This window comes from Brachybacterium kimchii (assembly GCF_023373525.1).
Lineage (GTDB): Bacteria > Actinomycetota > Actinomycetes > Actinomycetales > Dermabacteraceae > Brachybacterium > Brachybacterium kimchii.
Genome location: NZ_CP097218.1, coordinates 175350 through 191465, shown reverse-complemented (window position 1 = coordinate 191465; position 16116 = coordinate 175350). Strand labels below are relative to the sequence as shown.

The following is a 16116-nucleotide window of genomic DNA, read 5'->3' as shown; positions in this document are numbered from 1 at the left end:
CGGTAGTGTGAGCGCGCTACTGCCCATGAGCGAGAGGGACACCCATGGCCGGCGGACTCGCAGCACTCCTGGACGACGTCGCGGCGATGGCGAAGATGGCGGCCGCGAGCGCGGACGACGTCGCCGCGGCCTCCGCGCGCACGAGCGCCAAGGCCGTGGGGGTCGTCGTGGACGACGCCGCCGTCACCCCGCAGTACGTGCGCGGGCTGGAGCCCAGGCGCGAGCTGCCGATCGTCTGGCGCATCGCCCGCGGCTCCCTGGTCAACAAGCTGCTGATCATCCTGCCGATCGCCCTGCTGCTCTCCTGGCTCGCGCCCTGGGCGCTCACGCCGATCCTCATGCTCGGCGGCACGTTCCTGTGCTTCGAGGGCGCCGAGAAGATCTGGGAGCTCGTCCACCCGCACGGGCACGGCGGTGAGAGCGCACACGGGAGCGGATCCGACGATGCTCCCTCCTCCGAGCAGGGCGCCGACGCCGAGGACAAGGTCGTCAAGGGCGCCGTGCGCACGGATCTCATCCTCTCGGCCGAGATCATGGTGATCTCCCTGAACACCGTCGCCGACCAGCCGTTCCTGATGCGCACCGCGGTGCTGATCATCGTCGGTGTCGCCCTGACCGCCCTGGTCTACGGGGCCGTGGGACTGCTCGTGAAGATGGATGATGTGGGCCTGGCGATGGCACGGCGCGACTCCCCGGCCTCGCAGCGCATCGGGCGGGGCCTGGTCACGGCGATGCCGCACGTGATGACGGTGATCAGCTACGTGGGGATGGCCGCGATGCTCTGGGTGGGCGGGCACATCCTGCTCGAGGGCACGCACGAGCTCGGGGCCGCGGTCCCCTACGCCTGGGTGCACCACCTCGAGGAGCTCCTCGCGCAGGTGCCGGGCATCGGCGGCGCGGTCGGCTGGCTCGGCGCGACCCTGTGCTCGATGGTCCTCGGCCTGGTCGTCGGCGCCGTGGTGCTGCTCGTCGTCCAGGCCGTCGCCCGCCTGCGCGGGACACGCGGGCGGGCGGCCTGAGCTCCGACAGGCGTGAGGACCCAGGAGTGAGGACCCCGGCCCGAGGGCACGGGCACGTGAACGCGAGCGGCCCGTGGACCCCTGGGGTCCACGGGCCGCTCCGGTGCCCACGCTCTGTCGCCGTGGAGGCGGTCAGAGCCCCGCGACGGCCTCGGGGATCGGCGTCTCCCCGTCGTTGAACTGCACGAACCTGCCGAAGGTCTCGGGGCGGTCGATGACCGCGGCGATCACCTGCGCCACGTTCGCACGGCTGACCGTGCCGCTCTCTGCGGCCTCGACGTCGATCCGGCCGCTGGGCTCCTCCATGGTGAGGCCGCTCGGGCCGAGGATCGTCCAGTCCAGATCGGTGCCGCGCAGGTGCTCGTCGGCCGCGGCCTTGGACTCCGCGTAGGCGAAGAAGCCGTTGTCGGGATCGACCCCATGGTCCGGGCCGGCGCCGAAGTAGCTGACCATCACGTACCGGCGGGCGCCCGCACGGGCGGCGGCGTCCATCGAGGCGATCGCGCCGTCGCGGTCCACCGCGTACGTGCGCTCGGGATCCCCGCCGCCGGCGCCGGCCGTCCAGACGACGGCGTCGGAATCCGCGATGAGGTCCTTCCAGCCCTCCTCGTCCAGGCGCTGGATGTCGATGACGACGGCTCCCGCTCCGGTCGCCTCGATGTCGGCCACCTGGTCCGGGTTGCGGATGACCGCGCGCACCTCGTGCCCCGCCTCGACGAGCAGCGGCTCGGCGAGCAGCGCGACCTTGCCATGTCCTCCGATGAGTGTGATCTTCATGCGCCCCACACTCGCACCTGGCGGCCGTCGGGGGAAGCCCCGTGCGCTCGTGGCGGAACCCGTGAGCGCCGACGTGCCGCGTGTGACGCTTGCCACGAAGACGGGGACATGGAAGCGTGGGGCGCGCTCGGGACCCGTCCCTCTCGCGCGACCGGCTCGCCGGTCCGCGCACGGGCTCGCGCTCCCTCTCCCGCCCCAGGAGGCCCCGTGGAACCCCTCGCCCGTCGCTCTCTCCTCCGCGCATCCACCGGCGCCGCCGCCGGCGGTGCGGCATTCGCCCTCGGCGCGGGGTCCGCACGGGCCGGGGGCTCCGGAGCCCCCGCCGAAGTGGGCCCGGGCCGCCACGGCACGGGACACGGTCACGGGCACGGGCACGACACCGCTCCGGTGCGCGAGTTCCGGGCCCTGTGGATCGCCGCGGTCGACAACATCGACTGGCCCTCGAGAACAGGGCTGAGCGCGCACGAGCAGAAGCACGAGTACCTCGCCTGGCTCGATCTGGCCCAGGAGCTCGGCATGAACGCGGTCGTCTCCCAGGTGCGCCCCACGGCCGATGCCTTCTGGCCCTCGCCCTTCGAGCCCTGGTCGCAGTGGCTCACGGGCACCCAGGGCGAGGACCCCGGATTTGATCCGCTCGCCTTCCAGATCGACGCCGCCCACAGCCGGGGCCTCGAGTACCACGCCTGGTTCAACCCCTACCGGGTGTCGATGAACAGCGATGACCCCGCCGACCTCGTCGAGGACCATCCCGCGCGCACCCACGAGGACTGGTCCTTCGCCTACGGCGGCAAGCTGTACTACGACCCGGGCGTCCCCGCGGTCCGCGCCTTCGTGCAGGACGCAATGATGGACGCCGTCTCCCGCTACGACGTCGACGGCGTTCACTTCGACGACTACTTCTACCCCTACCCGGTCGAGGGCGAGGAGCTGCCGGACGCCGGGACCTTCGAGCGCCATGGCGACGGCTCCTCCACGATCGAGGACTGGCGGCGGGAGAACGTCGACCTGCTGGTGAGCGAGATGCACGAGAGGATCCGCGGCGAGAAGCCGCACGTGCGCTTCGGCATCAGCCCGTTCGGCATCTGGAGGAACTCCACGAGCGATCCCGCGGGGTCGGACACCGCGGGATCGGAGTCGTACGAGATCATCTCCGCCGACTCCCGGCGCTGGGTCCAGCAGGGCTGGGTCGACTACATCAACCCGCAGATCTACTGGCAGATCGGCCACGAGCTCGCCGACTACGACACCCTGGTGCGCTGGTGGGCGGACCTCGCGGAGGACTCCGACGTCGCGCTGTTCGTGGGCGAGGCGGCCTACAAAGCGGTGGACGGCACCTTCGAGAAGCCCGGCGAGCTCTCCGAGCACGTGGAGCTGGGCCGCGACCTGGGCTCCGTCCAGGGCTATGTCTGGTTCAGCGCGACGAGCATGCGCGATGACGAGACCGGAGCGGTCAAGCAGCTCGTGCGCGAGCGCTTCGCGCACCCGGCCATCGTCCCCGTCATCGAGAGCGTCGAGGGGACGGCGCCCGCCGCGCCCTACCTGCAGTCCGTGCGCGCCTCGCGCAAGGGTGTCACGCTGCGCTTCAGCGGAGAGGCGACCAGCTTCGCGATCTGGCGCCTGCGCTCACCGCACGTGACGAGCCGGGACCTCGCGGATGCACGGAACCTCGTCGCCGTGGTGCGGGCCGACGAGGACGAGAGCGCACAGCAGTACACGCACGCGGGCGCGGACGCACGCGGCTGGTACGCGGTGACGGCGCTCGACCGCACCTGGCGCCAGAGCGGTCCCTCGACGGTGCGGCGCCCGCGGGACTGACGCCCGCGCTGGCCGCGCAGCCCAGGACGGGCGCGTGCGCGATCAGGCCTGCGTCGCGGGCGTGACCGGCGGCTCGGCCGACCACGGGAAGACGATCCACTCGTCGGTGCGCCGCCACACGAAATCGGGGGCGACCACCGAGGCGGACTTCGCGTAGAGGACCGCACTGCGGGCATCCGCGCCCTGCTCGCGCAGGAGCTGGAGCACGAGGGCGAGGGTGCGCCCGGAATCCGCCACGTCGTCGACCACGAGCAGGCGCTTGCCCTGGATCGACTCGGTGTCGAGCATCGGGGCCAGCAGGACGGGATCCGGCAGGGTCTCGTGGACGTCGGTGTAGAACTCGACGTTGATCGCGTCGGCCAGCTTGAGGCCGAGCGCGTAGGAGAGCGAGCCGGCGGGCAGCAGGCCCCCGCGCGCGACTGCGATCACGATCTCGGGATCGAAGCCCGAGTCGGCGATGGTCTGCGCGAGCTCCCGGGACGCGGTCCCGAACAGCTCCCAGTCGAGGACCTCCTTCGTCACGAGATCGGAGGAATCGGCGTGGTAGGCCTGCGACATCTGGGCTCCTGGGACGGATCGAGCGGGGGTGCCCCGATGCTACCGCCCGCGCCGGGAGGGGCGAGCGCGGGGCCCCGCGCGACCGCCACAGAGCCCCACATATCTCAATGTTGTTTTCCGTGGGTTCATGTTCTAGTGTGTGGCTCATTCCCGGAAGCCGGCCCGCGCTCCCGGTGACCCGCCCTCCGACGACGCAGGTGATGTGATGTACGCCCAGGAGCGACAGCGCCAGGTCCTCGACGCGCTCGAGCAGTCCGGCCGCGTGACGGTCTCGGAGCTCGCCGAGCGCTTCGACGTGACCACCGAGACCGTGAGGCGAGACCTCGACGACCTCGAGCGGCGCGGTCTGCTGGCCCGCGTGCACGGCGGCGCGATCGCCCGCCGCACCCGCGACGCGGAGCCCGACCTCGACACGCGTCGGACCACGAACACCCAGGCCAAGCGACGGATCGCCGATGCGGCGCGGGCGCTGCTCCCCACGGATCCCGAGGCGTCCGTGCTGCTGGACGCCGGCACCACGACCCTCGCGCTGGTCCCCCATCTCGCCGAGCGCACCGGGCCCGTGCTCACCCACGCGCTCGACGTCGCGCAGGCGGCGCTCGGCCTCGCCGGCCCGACCGTCCACGTGCTGCCCGGGCGACTGCGCCCCGGCACCGGTGCGGGCGTCGGCGCGGAGACGGTGTCCGCCCTCGCGCGGCTGCGCCCCGAGGTCGCGTTCCTGGGATGCAACGGCTTCGACGGCACGGAGCTGTTCACCCCCGATCCCGAGGAGGGCGCGGTGAAGAGCGCCATCGTCGAGCGCTCGAGCCGGCGCGTGCTGCTGGCCGACTCCTCGAAGGCGCAGGTGCGCCAGCTCGTCGCCTTCGCCCGCACGGGCGACATCGACGCCCTGGTCACCGACGCGCACCTCCCGGAGGCGCTGCGCTCCGAGCTCGAGGACGCCGGCACCGAGGTGGTGGTCGCATGATCCGCACTCTCACCGCGAACCCGTCGCTGGACCGCACGGTCGTCCTCGGCGCTCCGCTCTCCGCGGGCGGCGTGCACCGCATCGTCCGGGAGGCCACGCAGGTCGGGGGCAAGGGCGTGAACGTCGCCCGCGCCCTGCACCTCGCCGGCGCCGAGGTCGAGGCGCTCGTGCCGGTCGGGGCCGAGGACCCCTACCGGGCTCTGCTCGAGGACGCCGATGCGCCGCTGCGCACCTCCCCCGTCGCCGGCGCCGTGCGCACGAATCTCACGGTGCTCTCCCCGCGTGAGAGCACGGCGAGCGAGAGCACGGGGAGCACCACGAGCAGGGGCAGCACCGGCAGCGTCGGCAGCACCGGGTCCGCCGAGCACCCCGACGCGATCGGCGACCCCTCCGGCACGGTGACCACGAAGCTCAACGAGCCGGGCGCGAGCATCTCCCCCGCCGAGCTGGCGGCCCTCGAATCCGCCCTGCTGACGGGGTCGGGCTCCGGCGGCCCCGGCAGCCCCGGCGGTCCGCACGGCCATGGCGCGTCCACGGACGAGCGGTCCCTCGCGCACACGGTGATGCTCTCGGGTTCCCTCGCCCCCGGCTTCCCCGAGGACTGGTACGCGCGGATGGTCCGGGCGCTGCACGAACGCGGGGACTGGGTGGGCGTCGACACCTCCGACGCCCCTCTGCGCGCCCTCGCCGCCGCCTGGGTCGAGGACCCGGTGTGCGCGCCGGATCTGCTCAAGCCCAATGCCTTCGAGCTCGCGCAGCTCACGGGCCTCGATGCCGCCGCCCTCGACGCCCTCGAGCGCGCGGGCACGGATCTGGATTCCGCCGAGCTGGGTCCCGTGGGAGAGGCCGCGCAGGACCTGAGGGCGCAGGGCGTCGCGGAGGTCCTGGTGACCCTCGGCGGTGCGGGTGCCCTGCTCGCGAGCGCTCAGGGCACCTGGTTCTGCCCCGCGGGCCCCACCCGCGTGGTCTCCACGGTGGGCGCGGGCGACTGCGCGACCGCCGGGTTCCTGCTCGCCCGCAGCCGCGGCGAGGACGCCCCCACGGCCCTCGCCCGCGCCGTCGCCTACGGCAGCGCGGCCGTCGCCCTGCCCGGCACCACCATCCCCCGCCCGGACCAGGTCGTCGCCCGGCCCGATGCCGTGCGGGCTCTCTGACCCGCACGACGTCACCGGACATCCGACCCGACGTCACGTCGGCCCAGCGCCGACGACCGATGACCCCCGCCCGGCTGGAGCCGGGCCCTCCGAAGAAGGAGCTGGCCATGTCAGAACCCCTCATGACCGCAGACCTCGTCCGCCTGGACGTCGAGCCGGCGGGAGACAAGTCCGCGGTGATCGGCCAGATGGCCGACCTGATCGCCGCGACCGGACGCTCGGACCGCGACGGGCTCGAAGCCGGGTTGCTGGCCCGCGAGGAGTCCTTCGCCACCGGCATGCCCGGCGGCTTCGCGATCCCCCACTGCCGCACGGAAGCCGTCCACGAGGCCGCTCTCGGCCTGCTGCGGCTCTCCGAGCCGGTCGACTTCGGATCCGCCGACGGGCCGGCCGATCTCGTGATCGGCATCTCGGCGCCCGCCGGGACGGACGACCAGCATCTGCGTCTGCTCGCGCAGCTCTCGCGCGCCCTCGTGCGCCCGGAGTTCCTCGCCTCGCTGCGCGCCGCCACGACGCCCCAGGAGGTGGCCGACCTGGTGATGGGGGTGATCGAGCCCGAGCCCGAAGCCGAGCCCGAACCCGCGCAGTCGTCGTCGGCCGCGGACGTCTCCCCCGCCCCCGCCCCGACGGACAGCACGGCGGCCGACGCACCGACGGACGGCGCCTCCGAGGACGCGCCCGCATCGGCCGAGGACTCCCCCGTGCTGCTCGCGATCACCTCGTGCCCGACCGGTATCGCCCACACCTACATGGCCGCCGAGTCCCTCGAGACGGCCGCCGCCGAGAAGGGCGTGCGCCTGCACGTGGAGACGCAGGGCTCGGGCGGCATCACGCCCTTCACGTCCGAGCAGATCGCGGAGGCCTCCGTGCTCATCGTCGCGGCCGACGTCAACATCTCCGGGCGAGAGCGCTTCGCCGGGATGCCCGTCATCGAGCACCCGGTCAAGCGCGCGATCTCCGACGGCCCCGAGATGGTCGACGAGGCCGTCGCGGCCGCCCGTGATCCCCGCGCGAGGAAGGTCTCCGCCGAGGCCGGTGCCGAGGGCGCGGGCACGGAGGGCTCCGGCGGCTCGGGGAGCACTGGGACGAGCTCCGCCGCCGCGGTCTCCTGGCCCAAGCGGATCCAGGCCGCCGTGATGACGGGCGTGTCGTACATGATCCCGTTCGTCGCCGCGGGCGGCCTGCTCATGGCCCTCGGCTTCCTGCTGGGCGGGTTCGACGTCTCCTACGTCGCGCAGGACGTCGCGACCGGGAACTCGCTGACGAACCTGCCCGGGCACCTGAGCTACGACGGCGCGAGCGGGCAGGAGACGACCTCGCGCGCCGGACTGCTGCTGTACCTGGGCGCCGTCGCCTTCGCGATCGGCAGCGCCGGGATGGGCTTCCTGGTCGCGGCGCTCTCGGGCTTCATCGCCTTCGGCCTCGCCGGACGCCCCGGCATCGCCCCCGGCTTCATCGGCGGGGCGATCTCGGTGACGGTCGGCGCGGGCTTCCTGGGGGGCCTGGTGACGGGGCTGCTGGCGGGGCTCATCGCCATGGGGCTCGCCTCGCTGCGCCCGCCGCGCTGGCTCGCCGGCCTGATGCCCGTCGTGATCATCCCGCTCGTGACCTCGGGGATCGTCGCCGGGGCCATGCTGCTCGTGCTCGGCCGCCCGCTGGCCTGGGTGATGGAGGCCCTGCAGAACGCGCTGACCGGCATGAGCGGCACGTCCGCGATTCTGCTGGGCGTGATCCTCGGGCTGATGATGTGCGTGGACCTGGGCGGCCCCATCAACAAGGCGGCCTACCTGTTCGCGACCGCGGGACTCTCCCAGGGGACCGAGGCGTCCTTCCACATCATGGCCGCGGTGATGGCCGCCGGGATGGTGCCGCCGCTGGCGATGGCGCTGTCCACGGCGGTGCGACGCTCGCTGTACACGCAGGTGGAGCGCGAGAACGGCACGACGGCCTGGCTGCTGGGCGCCTCCTTCATCTCCGAGGGCGCGATCCCCTTTGCGGCCGCCGACCCGCTGCGCGTGATCCCCTCGATGATGGCCGGCGGCGCAGTGACCGGCGCTCTCTCCATGGCGTTCGGAGTGGGCTCGCAGGCTCCCCACGGCGGCATCTTCGTGTTCTTCGCGATCAGCCCGGTGTGGGGGTACGTGCTCGCGATCGTGATCGGCACGCTCCTCGCGGCCGCGCTGGTCACGGTGCTGAAGGAGCAGCACGCGCGACGCGTCCGCCGCGAGGCCGCGACCGCCTGAGGCCGCGGCGCCCACGACCTCCGCTTGCCCGCGTCCGCGCCGGTCTACCCTGCGGGTGTGGACAGCGCGGACGCGCCCCTGCTGGGGCACATGGCCCCCTACGGCGCCCAGCACCTCACGATGCTCGCGGTCATCGCGGTGCTCTGCGTCGTCGCGGCGGTCGTCGTGCGGCGTCGGGCCGACGGCGAGCGCAGCGGAGTCCGTGGTCCGGACCGCACGGCCGACGGCGGGAGCGATCTCGTGGGTGCACCCGTTCTCGAGCGCCGGCTGCGGATCCTCGGCTGGGTGCTGCTGGCCAACTCGCTGCTCTGGACGCTGTGGGGCTTCATGCCGTGGGCGTGGGACATCGACGAGTCCCTGCCGCTGCACCTCTCCGACGTGCTGCGCTTCATCGGGCCGCTGGCCCTGATCACCCGCGCACGGCGCCTCGTGGTCATCACCTACTACTGGGGTCTCACCCTGAACATGCAGTCCGTGCTCACGCCGGACGTCAACTACTTCGTGTGGCCGCCGCTCGAGTTCGCCGAGTACTGGATCGCCCACGGCACGGGCGTGCTGATCCCCGTGATCCTGGTCTGGGGCCTGCGCAAGCGCCCCACCTGGCGAGGATTCGGGTTCGCCTACGCGGCGACGGCGCTGTGGGCACTGATCGCGATGATCGGCAACGCGCTCACCGGCGCGAACTACGGCTACCTGAGCCATGCGCCCGCGGGGCCGAGCCTGCTGGACGTGATGGGCCCCTGGCCCCGGTACCTCCTCGTCGAGGCGCTCGCGGTCGCGGTGGTCTGGGCCCTCCTCACCCTGCCCTGGGTGCTGCTGGACCGTCGGACGGGACGGTCGGCCGAGATCCGGGCCGGCGAGATCCGGGCCGACGGGAGCCGCAGCGACGACGCCCGGGCCGATGATCCGTCCGCCGGGCCGGGCGATCCGCCTCGGATCGATACAGTGCCAGGATGACTTCCCGCCGCCCCTCGCCACTCGGAGGCCGACGTCCCACCAAGGACGATCTCGCGCAGGTCTCCACCACGGACCCTCACGGCGTCGACGACATCCTGCCCGGCCCGGGCGGCCCGTCGCCGCTGCGCATGCTCATCGTCGGCATCAACCCCGGACTCTGGACCGCAGCGGTCAACGCCCCGTTCGCACGCCCCGGGAACAGGTTCTGGCCGTCCCTGCACCGCGCGGGCCTCACCGACCACCAGGTCGACTGCGCCGCCGGACTCACCGAGGAGGACGAGCAGCAGCTGCTCGGCCGGGGCATCGGCCTGACGAACCTCGTCGGCCGCGCCACGGTCCGCGCCGACCAGCTCGCGCGCGAGGAGCTGCACGAGGGCGGGAGACGGCTCGTCGAACGCGTGCGCGAGATGCGACCGCGCTCCGTCGCGATCGCCGGCATCACCGCCTACCGCACTGCCTTCCGCCTCCCCCGGGCGAAGCTCGGGCTCCAGGATCCGGCCGACGTCGAGGACTGGCCCGAGGACTCGCTGCTGTGGGTGGTGCCGCAGCCGAGCGGGCTGAACGCCCACGCGAACATCGACACCCTCGCCCGCGACTGGCGCGAGGTGTGGGACAGCACCCGCTGAGCGTGCGGGGGCGGCCCCTCCGCGCCCACCGCAGTTATGCTGACACCATGTCGAATAACGCGCCCTCGCCCTCCTCCCCTGCACAGTCCGCACCCACCGATCCCGTGCTGAACGCCCTGCGCCTGACCGCCGGCAGCAGCGCTCTGATCGCGATCGTGCAGACCCTGCTGGGCCTGGGCATCCTGGGCAGCGTCGGCGGCGTGTTCCCGCTCCACCAGACGCTCGGCTACGTGCTCTTCCTCGACACCCTGGCCGCCGCGGTCAGCGCCGTGCTGTGGTCGCGCCGCAGCGGCAACAAGGGGCTGATGATGCACGCGATCTCCGTCGCCGTGCTCGCCCTGATCCAGATCGGCATCGCCGAGATGGGCGTGGTCTGGCTGCACGTGGTCGTGGGACTTCTGATCCTCATCGCCGTGATCGCCCTGTTCACCCTGAGCATGCGCAGGGGCGGGGCCCCCCGTTCCGAGCGCCGCGGGACGCCGGCAGCACGCTGACGCCGGGCCGCCGAGCGTACTGTGGATCATGCCCGGTCGGGTGATCGGGCGCGAACGATCCGTACCGACGAGGAGGCCGTGATGCCCGAGGCATGGAGCGAGAAGCGCGAGCGTCAGTACCAGCACGTGAAGGACAGCGTCGAGGAGCAGGGCCGCTCCGAGGAGACCGCGGAGGAGATCGCCGCGCGCACCGTGAACAAGACCCGCGCCCAGGAGGGCGAGGCCGACGAGTCCTCGACGACCTCGACGAAGGACGAGTCCCCCTCCGAGCGCGGCGGGAAGCACTCCCACGAGGGACCGCAGGGACGCACTCGCGACCAGCTCTACGAGGACGCTCGGCGGCAGGACGTCGAGGGCAGGTCCTCGATGACCAAGGACGAGCTCGAGGACGCCGTCGAGGACCGCGACTGACGGACGCGTCCGCCCCCGGAGCCCCGCGCCGCGGACGTCGTCCCGGGGCGCGGGGCGGCGCCGCCCCGCGGCGTCGGCACGCCGTTCCGGAACATCCGGACATCTCAAGATCCCAGCGCACAGCGCCGTGGGCTCGCCGCCGCGCAGTTCGCGGGAACCGGTTGCGGCACCCTGCGCGCCGTGGAAAGGTGGCGGCACCCGCACGGCGCTGAAGCCGTCAGGCTCCGGGCGCCGTCACCGCCGATGCAGGAGGTACACGTGAAGCTTCCCTGGCTCAGGTCCGCACTGGAGAACGAGGGCCCCTACGTCTCCGTCCACCTCGACACCACGCGGCTGGATCCGCAGGCCGTCACCGAGATCGAGGCCCGCTGGGCCCGCATGCGCGACCAGCTCGCCGCGGCCGGGGCCCCGGCTCCACTGCTGGACCGGATCGGCGAGACCCTGCTGACCCCGTCGGCCATCGGTGGACGCCACGGACGCACCGTGATCGCCGCGGGCGACGAGATCGTCGTCGATCGGGTCCTGCCCGTGCCGCCCCTGCACGAGTCCGCGCACTTCGGCGACGAGCCCGAGCTGCTGCCGCTCCTCGAGCTCACGCCCTTCGCCGTCACCCAGCTCCTCATCGAGGTGGACCGCGCCGGCGCCGACCTGCGCCTGCGCGCGCCCGACGCCCCCTCCCTCAGCAAGCACGGCGAGGGCCTGGGCGAGGACGCGAGCGTCGACGGCGGCCACGACGAGCTGCACAAGGCGAGCCTCGGGGGCGGGGCCCAGCACGGCTGGCGCGCGAGCAACATCGAGGCCCGCGTCGAGGATTCCTGGGAGCGCAATGCCGAGGCCGTCGCACGGACCGTCGAGCGCATCGTGCGCGAGCAGCGGCCCGACATGGTGCTGCTGACCGGGGACGTGCGCTCGAGCGCTCTGCTGAAGGCGGAGCTCGGCCAGGAGGCCCTCGAGCGCCTGTACGAGGTGCCCGGCGGCACGCGCGGCAAGAGCCTGGACCGTCCTGCGTTCCGCGAGGAGGTCGTGCGCGTGACGCGAGACTTCATCGCCCGCCACGAGGAGGACCTGCTCGCGCGGTTCCGGGAGGCCAGCGGCCGTGACGGCGCCGCCGCCACCAGCGCCGACGACGTCGCCCAGGTGCTCGATCGCGGTCAGGTCGACGAGCTGCTGCTGGTCTCGGGACGCCCCTGCCCGGACGTCGAGCGCCTGCTGCTCAGCGCCATCCGCACCGACGCGGGCATCAGCGCGCTGCGCGAGGACACCGAGGGCTCCGACGTCCTCGTCGACGGGATCGGCGCGCTGCTGCGCTGGCACGACGAGGCGACGCCCGCCGCGAGCATCGGCAGCATGAGCGGCGATGCGCGGCGCGAGGGAGCGCACGAGTCGAGCCCGAGCTGAGCATCGCGGGCCGGGGCCGCGGGAGCCGCGGGCCCGCGGCTCCCGCGGCGGCTCATTCGGAGGCGGTGAGGTTCCGCTCGAGCGGACTGTAGTGCGCGCGCACGGCCTTCTCGTACGCGGCCGTGTCGCCCGCCTCGAGCGCATCGACGATCGCGTCGTGCGCCTCGATGGTGAGGCGGATGTCCGTGGCGGGAGGCACGTCCAGAAGCGGGAGCGCCGAGGTGTGCACCTGCCAGAACGCATCGCCCAGCTGCATCATCAGCTCGTTGCCGAGCTTCGAGAGCACGGCGGCGTGGAACGCCTGGTCCGCCTCGGCGAAGGAGCGGCCGGCGGCGTGCGCGGCCCGCATCCGCTCGACCTCGGCGCGCGCGGGCGCCAGGTCCTCCTCGTGCCACGCCTCGACGAGGCGCTGCCCGATCGAGAGGTCCAGGGCGATCCGCGCCTGGACGACCTCGCGCAGGGTGCGCAGGTCGTTGCCGTCGTTGAGGCGGGCGCGGAACAGCAGACCGTCCACGAGCGGCGCGAGCGACATCCTCCCCACGAACGTTCCGTGGCCGTGGCGCACCTCCACGATGTCCAGGGACGACAGGGTGCGCATCGCCTCGCGCACCGAGGAGCGCGCGACTCCCAGCTCCTCGACGAGCCGCGCCTCGGTGGGCATCGGATCCCCCGGATGGAGCCCTGAGCGCAGGATCAGATCCTTGATCCGGGCCACCACGTCCCCGCCCGCGTCGTTCCGGCGCATGCGCTCTCCTCCCTCACGAGGACCGCGCGATCGCGGTCCTGCATCCATGATGCGATCCGGGTCACGGTTCGGTAACCCGCTCCGATCCCCTGGCATCGGGGTCTAGAGTACCGCTAGAACATCGGACATCAGACGTCTGATAAAGATTCCGCTCGATGCGCGGGACGCCGGAGGCGAGGACGCAGCCGTCTGCACGCACCCGGAGCCCTGGGCCTCGGACCGATCCGGTCCGGCCGAGCACTCCCACCCGAAGGGACGCACCGATCATGACCACGAAGACCACCCGCCGCAGTCTGCTCAGGAGCACAGGGCTCCTCACCGCCGCCGCAGGCATCGTCGGCGCCGTCGCCGCCTGCGCCCCGCGCGACGGCGGCGACGCCTCCTCCGACGCCGGCGGGGCCGCGGCGACGCAGGCCGAGGGGGACGGCGCCATCTCCGCCGCCATCTCCTACGAGCTCGGCACCAACGGCTACGACCCCATGACCACGAGCGCCGCGCTCACGGTCGCCGTCAACTGGCACACGCTCGAGGGCCTCACCGAGCTCCACCCTGTGACCCGCAAGGTCTACGCGGCCCTCGCCTCCGACATCCCCTCGAGCGACGGCACCAGCGTCGACGTCGCCCTCCGGGACGGCGCGACCTTCCACGACGGCAGCGCGGTGACCCCCGAGGACGTCGTGTTCTCCTTCGAGCGCGTGCTCGACCCCGACAACGCCTCGCTGTACGCGAGCTTCATCGATTTCATCGAGAAGGTCGAGAAGAAGGACGACACCACGGTGACGTTCACCCTCGCCCACCCCGTCGCGATCCTCGCCGAGCGCCTGAGCGTCGTGAAGATCGTGCCGAAGGCCGCGGTCGAGAAGGACCCCAAGGCCTTCGACGCGAAGCCCGTCGGCTCCGGCCCCTACTCCATGACCGACAACGGGGCGGCCTCGAAGAAGGTCGGTTTCGAGCGCTTCGAGAAGTACAACGGCCCCCAGCCCGCGAAGGCCGCGAAGATGACCTGGCAGATCATCCCCGACGCCTCCACGCGCACCAACGCCATGCAGTCCAAGACCGCCCAGGCGATCGACTCCGTGCCCTACCTCTCGATCGACCAGCTCAAGGGCTCGGCGACCGTCGAGTCCCCGCTCGGGTTCGGGCTGCTGTTCGCGATGTTCAACAACAGCGAGGACAACCCCTTCCACGACCTCAAGAACCGGCAGGCCTTCCTGTACGCGGTCGACATGGAGAAGGTCATCGAGGACGGACTGTCCGGCCAGGCCGAGGCGGCCACCTGCTTCGTCCAGAAGGACCACCCGGACTACAAGCAGGCCTCCACGGTCTACTCGCTCGACCTCGACAAGGCGAAGTCCCTCTTCCAGGAGACCGGCCTCACGAGCTTCCGGCTGATGGCGACCGACCACGACTGGGTCAAGCAGTGCACCCCGATCATCCAGCAGTCGCTCGAGGCCGCCGGAGTGAAGGTCGAGTTCACCGAGAAGCAGTCCGCGGACGTCTACAACACGATCGACGGCAAGCCCGGCGCCTACGACGTGGTGATCGCCCCCGGCGATCCCTCCGTGTTCGGCAACGACCCCGATCTGCTGATGCGCTGGTGGTACTTCGCCGACACCTGGACCGACACGCGCATGCACTGGAAGGGCTCCGACGGGTACACCGAGGTCACCGGCCTGCTCAAGGAGGCCATGTCGGAGACCGACGCGGACAAGCAGAAGACACTCTGGCAGCAGACCTTCGACGCCATCTCGGAGGACGTCCCGCTCTACCCGCTCTTCCACCGCAACGCCCCCTCGGCCTGGGACCCGAGCACCCTCGTGGGCTTCGAGCCCACGTCGCTGACCGGCCTGAGCTTCGTCGGGGTCGGCAGCACCCAGTGACGCCCGCCGCGGTGCGCGACATGCTCGCGCACCGCGGCGCCGTCCGTCGGCCCGAGCCCCCACCGCCCCGCACCGCCCGTCCGCCCCGGCCCGCCTGGAGGGATCCGTGTCCTCACTCGTCCGTCTGATCGGCAGGCGACTCGTCTCGCTGCCGCTCATGATCCTCGGCGTCACCCTGCTGGTGTTCGTCGTGATGTCGTTCTCCCCGTCGGACCCGGCGCGCCTCGCGCTCGGCGAGTCCGCCTCACCCGCGGCCCTCGCCCAGTACCGCGAGGCGAACGGTCTGGACGACCCGCTGGTCGTCCGCTACCTGCGGTTCCTCGGCGGCATGCTCCACGGGGATCTCGGCACCACGAGCGGCAACACGCCCGTCACCGACGTGGTCGCCAAGGCCTTCCCCATCACGCTGCAGCTGACCTTCCTGGGCCTCGCCTTCGCGATCGTCCTGGCCGCGATCCTGGGCGTGCTCGCCGCGCTCTTCCGCGACCGGTGGCCCGACCAGCTCATCCGCGTGCTGTCCGTCGCCGCCCTCGCGACCCCGTCGTTCTGGCTCGCGATCCTCCTCATCCAATGGCTCGGCGAGGTCCCGGGCGGCTGGGGCGCCTTCCCCGCCCTGGTCAGCCAGTGGGTCGGTCCGCTCACGGACCCGATGACGTGGTCCCACAACGTCGCGCTCCCCGCGATCGCCCTGGGCGTTCCGGTCGCGGGCTCCCTCACCCGCGTGGTGCGCACGGCGATGGTCGAGGAGCTCGACCGCGACTACGTGCGCACGGCCGTCGGCGCCGGCGTCCCCTACCCGATCGTGGTCGCGCGCAACGTGCTGCGCAACGCGCTCATCACGCCGATCACCGTGCTGGGCCTGCGCGTGGGCTACCTGATGGGCGGTGCGGTGATCATCGAGATCATCTTCAACATCCAGGCGATGGGCCAGCTCATCCTCGACGGCGTGAAGCGCAACGACGTGTTCCTCGTCCAGGGAGTGACGCTCACCGTGGCGATTGCATTCATCGTCGTGAACATCCTCGTGGACCTGCTCTACGTCCTCGTCAACCCCCGGATCAGGAGCATCTGA

The 16116-nt window shown here is 72.3% G+C and carries 15 protein-coding genes; 12 read left to right on the top strand and 3 right to left on the bottom strand.

Features of this window, described 5'->3' with window-relative positions:
* Nucleotides 1–44: 44 nt before the first annotated feature.
* Complete coding sequence (locus M4486_RS00925) at nt 45–1019, top strand: DUF808 domain-containing protein (protein ID WP_249479129.1); 975 nt, start codon at nt 45–47, stop codon at nt 1017–1019.
* Between the two features lie 132 nt (nt 1020–1151).
* On the opposite strand, the gene M4486_RS00920 is transcribed toward M4486_RS00925, so the two are convergent.
* On the bottom strand, nt 1152–1796 hold the full coding sequence (locus M4486_RS00920) for an SDR family oxidoreductase (RefSeq protein ID WP_249479128.1): 645 nt from the start codon (nt 1794–1796) through the stop codon (nt 1152–1154).
* Nucleotides 1797–2003: 207 nt separating this feature from the next.
* Between M4486_RS00920 and M4486_RS00915 the strand changes: the two genes are divergently transcribed.
* A complete protein-coding gene (locus M4486_RS00915; protein ID WP_249479127.1) occupies nt 2004–3611 on the top strand; it encodes a glycoside hydrolase family 10-like protein in 1608 nt (535 codons plus the stop codon).
* A 42-nt stretch (nt 3612–3653) separates the two neighbouring features.
* Here M4486_RS00915 and M4486_RS00910 read toward each other — a convergent pair whose 3' ends face one another.
* Nucleotides 3654–4169: a phosphoribosyltransferase gene (locus tag M4486_RS00910; protein WP_200501749.1), complete on the bottom strand. Its 516-nt coding sequence runs from the start codon at nt 4167–4169 to the stop codon at nt 3654–3656.
* A 205-nt stretch (nt 4170–4374) separates the two neighbouring features.
* Here M4486_RS00910 and M4486_RS00905 point away from each other — a divergent pair, with 205 nt between their 5' ends.
* The 8 genes from M4486_RS00905 to M4486_RS00870 all read left to right on the top strand — a co-directional run bounded on the left by M4486_RS00905 (nt 4375) and on the right by M4486_RS00870 (nt 12419).
* Nucleotides 4375–5136, top strand: coding sequence for a DeoR/GlpR family DNA-binding transcription regulator (locus tag M4486_RS00905; RefSeq protein ID WP_249479126.1), 762 nt, complete (start codon nt 4375–4377; stop codon nt 5134–5136).
* The gene (locus tag M4486_RS00900; protein ID WP_249479125.1) at nt 5133–6290 is read left to right on the top strand and encodes a 1-phosphofructokinase family hexose kinase; all 1158 of its coding nucleotides are present in this window, start codon (nt 5133–5135) and stop codon (nt 6288–6290) included. The genes M4486_RS00905 and M4486_RS00900 overlap by 4 nt, the downstream gene beginning before the upstream one ends.
* 107 nt (nt 6291–6397) lie before the next feature.
* Nucleotides 6398–8533 carry a PTS fructose transporter subunit IIABC gene (locus M4486_RS00895; RefSeq protein WP_249479124.1) on the top strand — a complete coding sequence of 712 codons (2136 nt, stop codon included), beginning with the start codon at nt 6398–6400 and terminating at the stop codon, nt 8531–8533.
* Nucleotides 8534–8590: 57 nt separating this feature from the next.
* Entirely contained in the window at nt 8591–9490 is a 900-nt protein-coding gene (locus tag M4486_RS00890) for a YwaF family protein (protein WP_249479123.1), read from the top strand.
* Nucleotides 9487–10116, top strand: coding sequence for a mismatch-specific DNA-glycosylase (locus M4486_RS00885; RefSeq protein WP_249479122.1), 630 nt, complete (start codon nt 9487–9489; stop codon nt 10114–10116). Before M4486_RS00890 ends, M4486_RS00885 begins: the two co-directional genes overlap by 4 nt.
* A gap of 47 nt (nt 10117–10163) precedes the next feature.
* Nucleotides 10164–10610: a hypothetical protein gene (locus M4486_RS00880; protein ID WP_249479121.1), complete on the top strand. Its 447-nt coding sequence runs from the start codon at nt 10164–10166 to the stop codon at nt 10608–10610.
* An 81-nt stretch (nt 10611–10691) separates the two neighbouring features.
* Nucleotides 10692–11021, top strand: a complete 330-nt coding sequence (locus M4486_RS00875) for a plasmid stabilization protein (RefSeq protein ID WP_249479120.1) — start codon at nt 10692–10694, stop codon at nt 11019–11021.
* 258 nt (nt 11022–11279) lie between these two features.
* Nucleotides 11280–12419 (top strand): baeRF2 domain-containing protein, encoded by a 1140-nt coding sequence (locus M4486_RS00870; protein ID WP_249479119.1) that lies wholly within the window; start codon nt 11280–11282, stop codon nt 12417–12419.
* 52 nt (nt 12420–12471) lie between these two features.
* Here the strand turns inward: M4486_RS00870 and M4486_RS00865 are convergent, their stop codons facing one another.
* Nucleotides 12472–13164: a FadR/GntR family transcriptional regulator gene (locus M4486_RS00865; protein ID WP_249479118.1), complete on the bottom strand. Its 693-nt coding sequence runs from the start codon at nt 13162–13164 to the stop codon at nt 12472–12474.
* A gap of 266 nt (nt 13165–13430) precedes the next feature.
* Here M4486_RS00865 and M4486_RS00860 point away from each other — a divergent pair, with 266 nt between their 5' ends.
* Both M4486_RS00860 and M4486_RS00855 read left to right on the top strand, forming a co-directional pair.
* A complete protein-coding gene (locus M4486_RS00860; RefSeq protein WP_249479117.1) occupies nt 13431–15044 on the top strand; it encodes an ABC transporter substrate-binding protein in 1614 nt (537 codons plus the stop codon).
* Nucleotides 15045–15150: 106 nt separating this feature from the next.
* Complete coding sequence (locus tag M4486_RS00855; protein ID WP_249479116.1) at nt 15151–16116, top strand: ABC transporter permease; 966 nt, start codon at nt 15151–15153, stop codon at nt 16114–16116.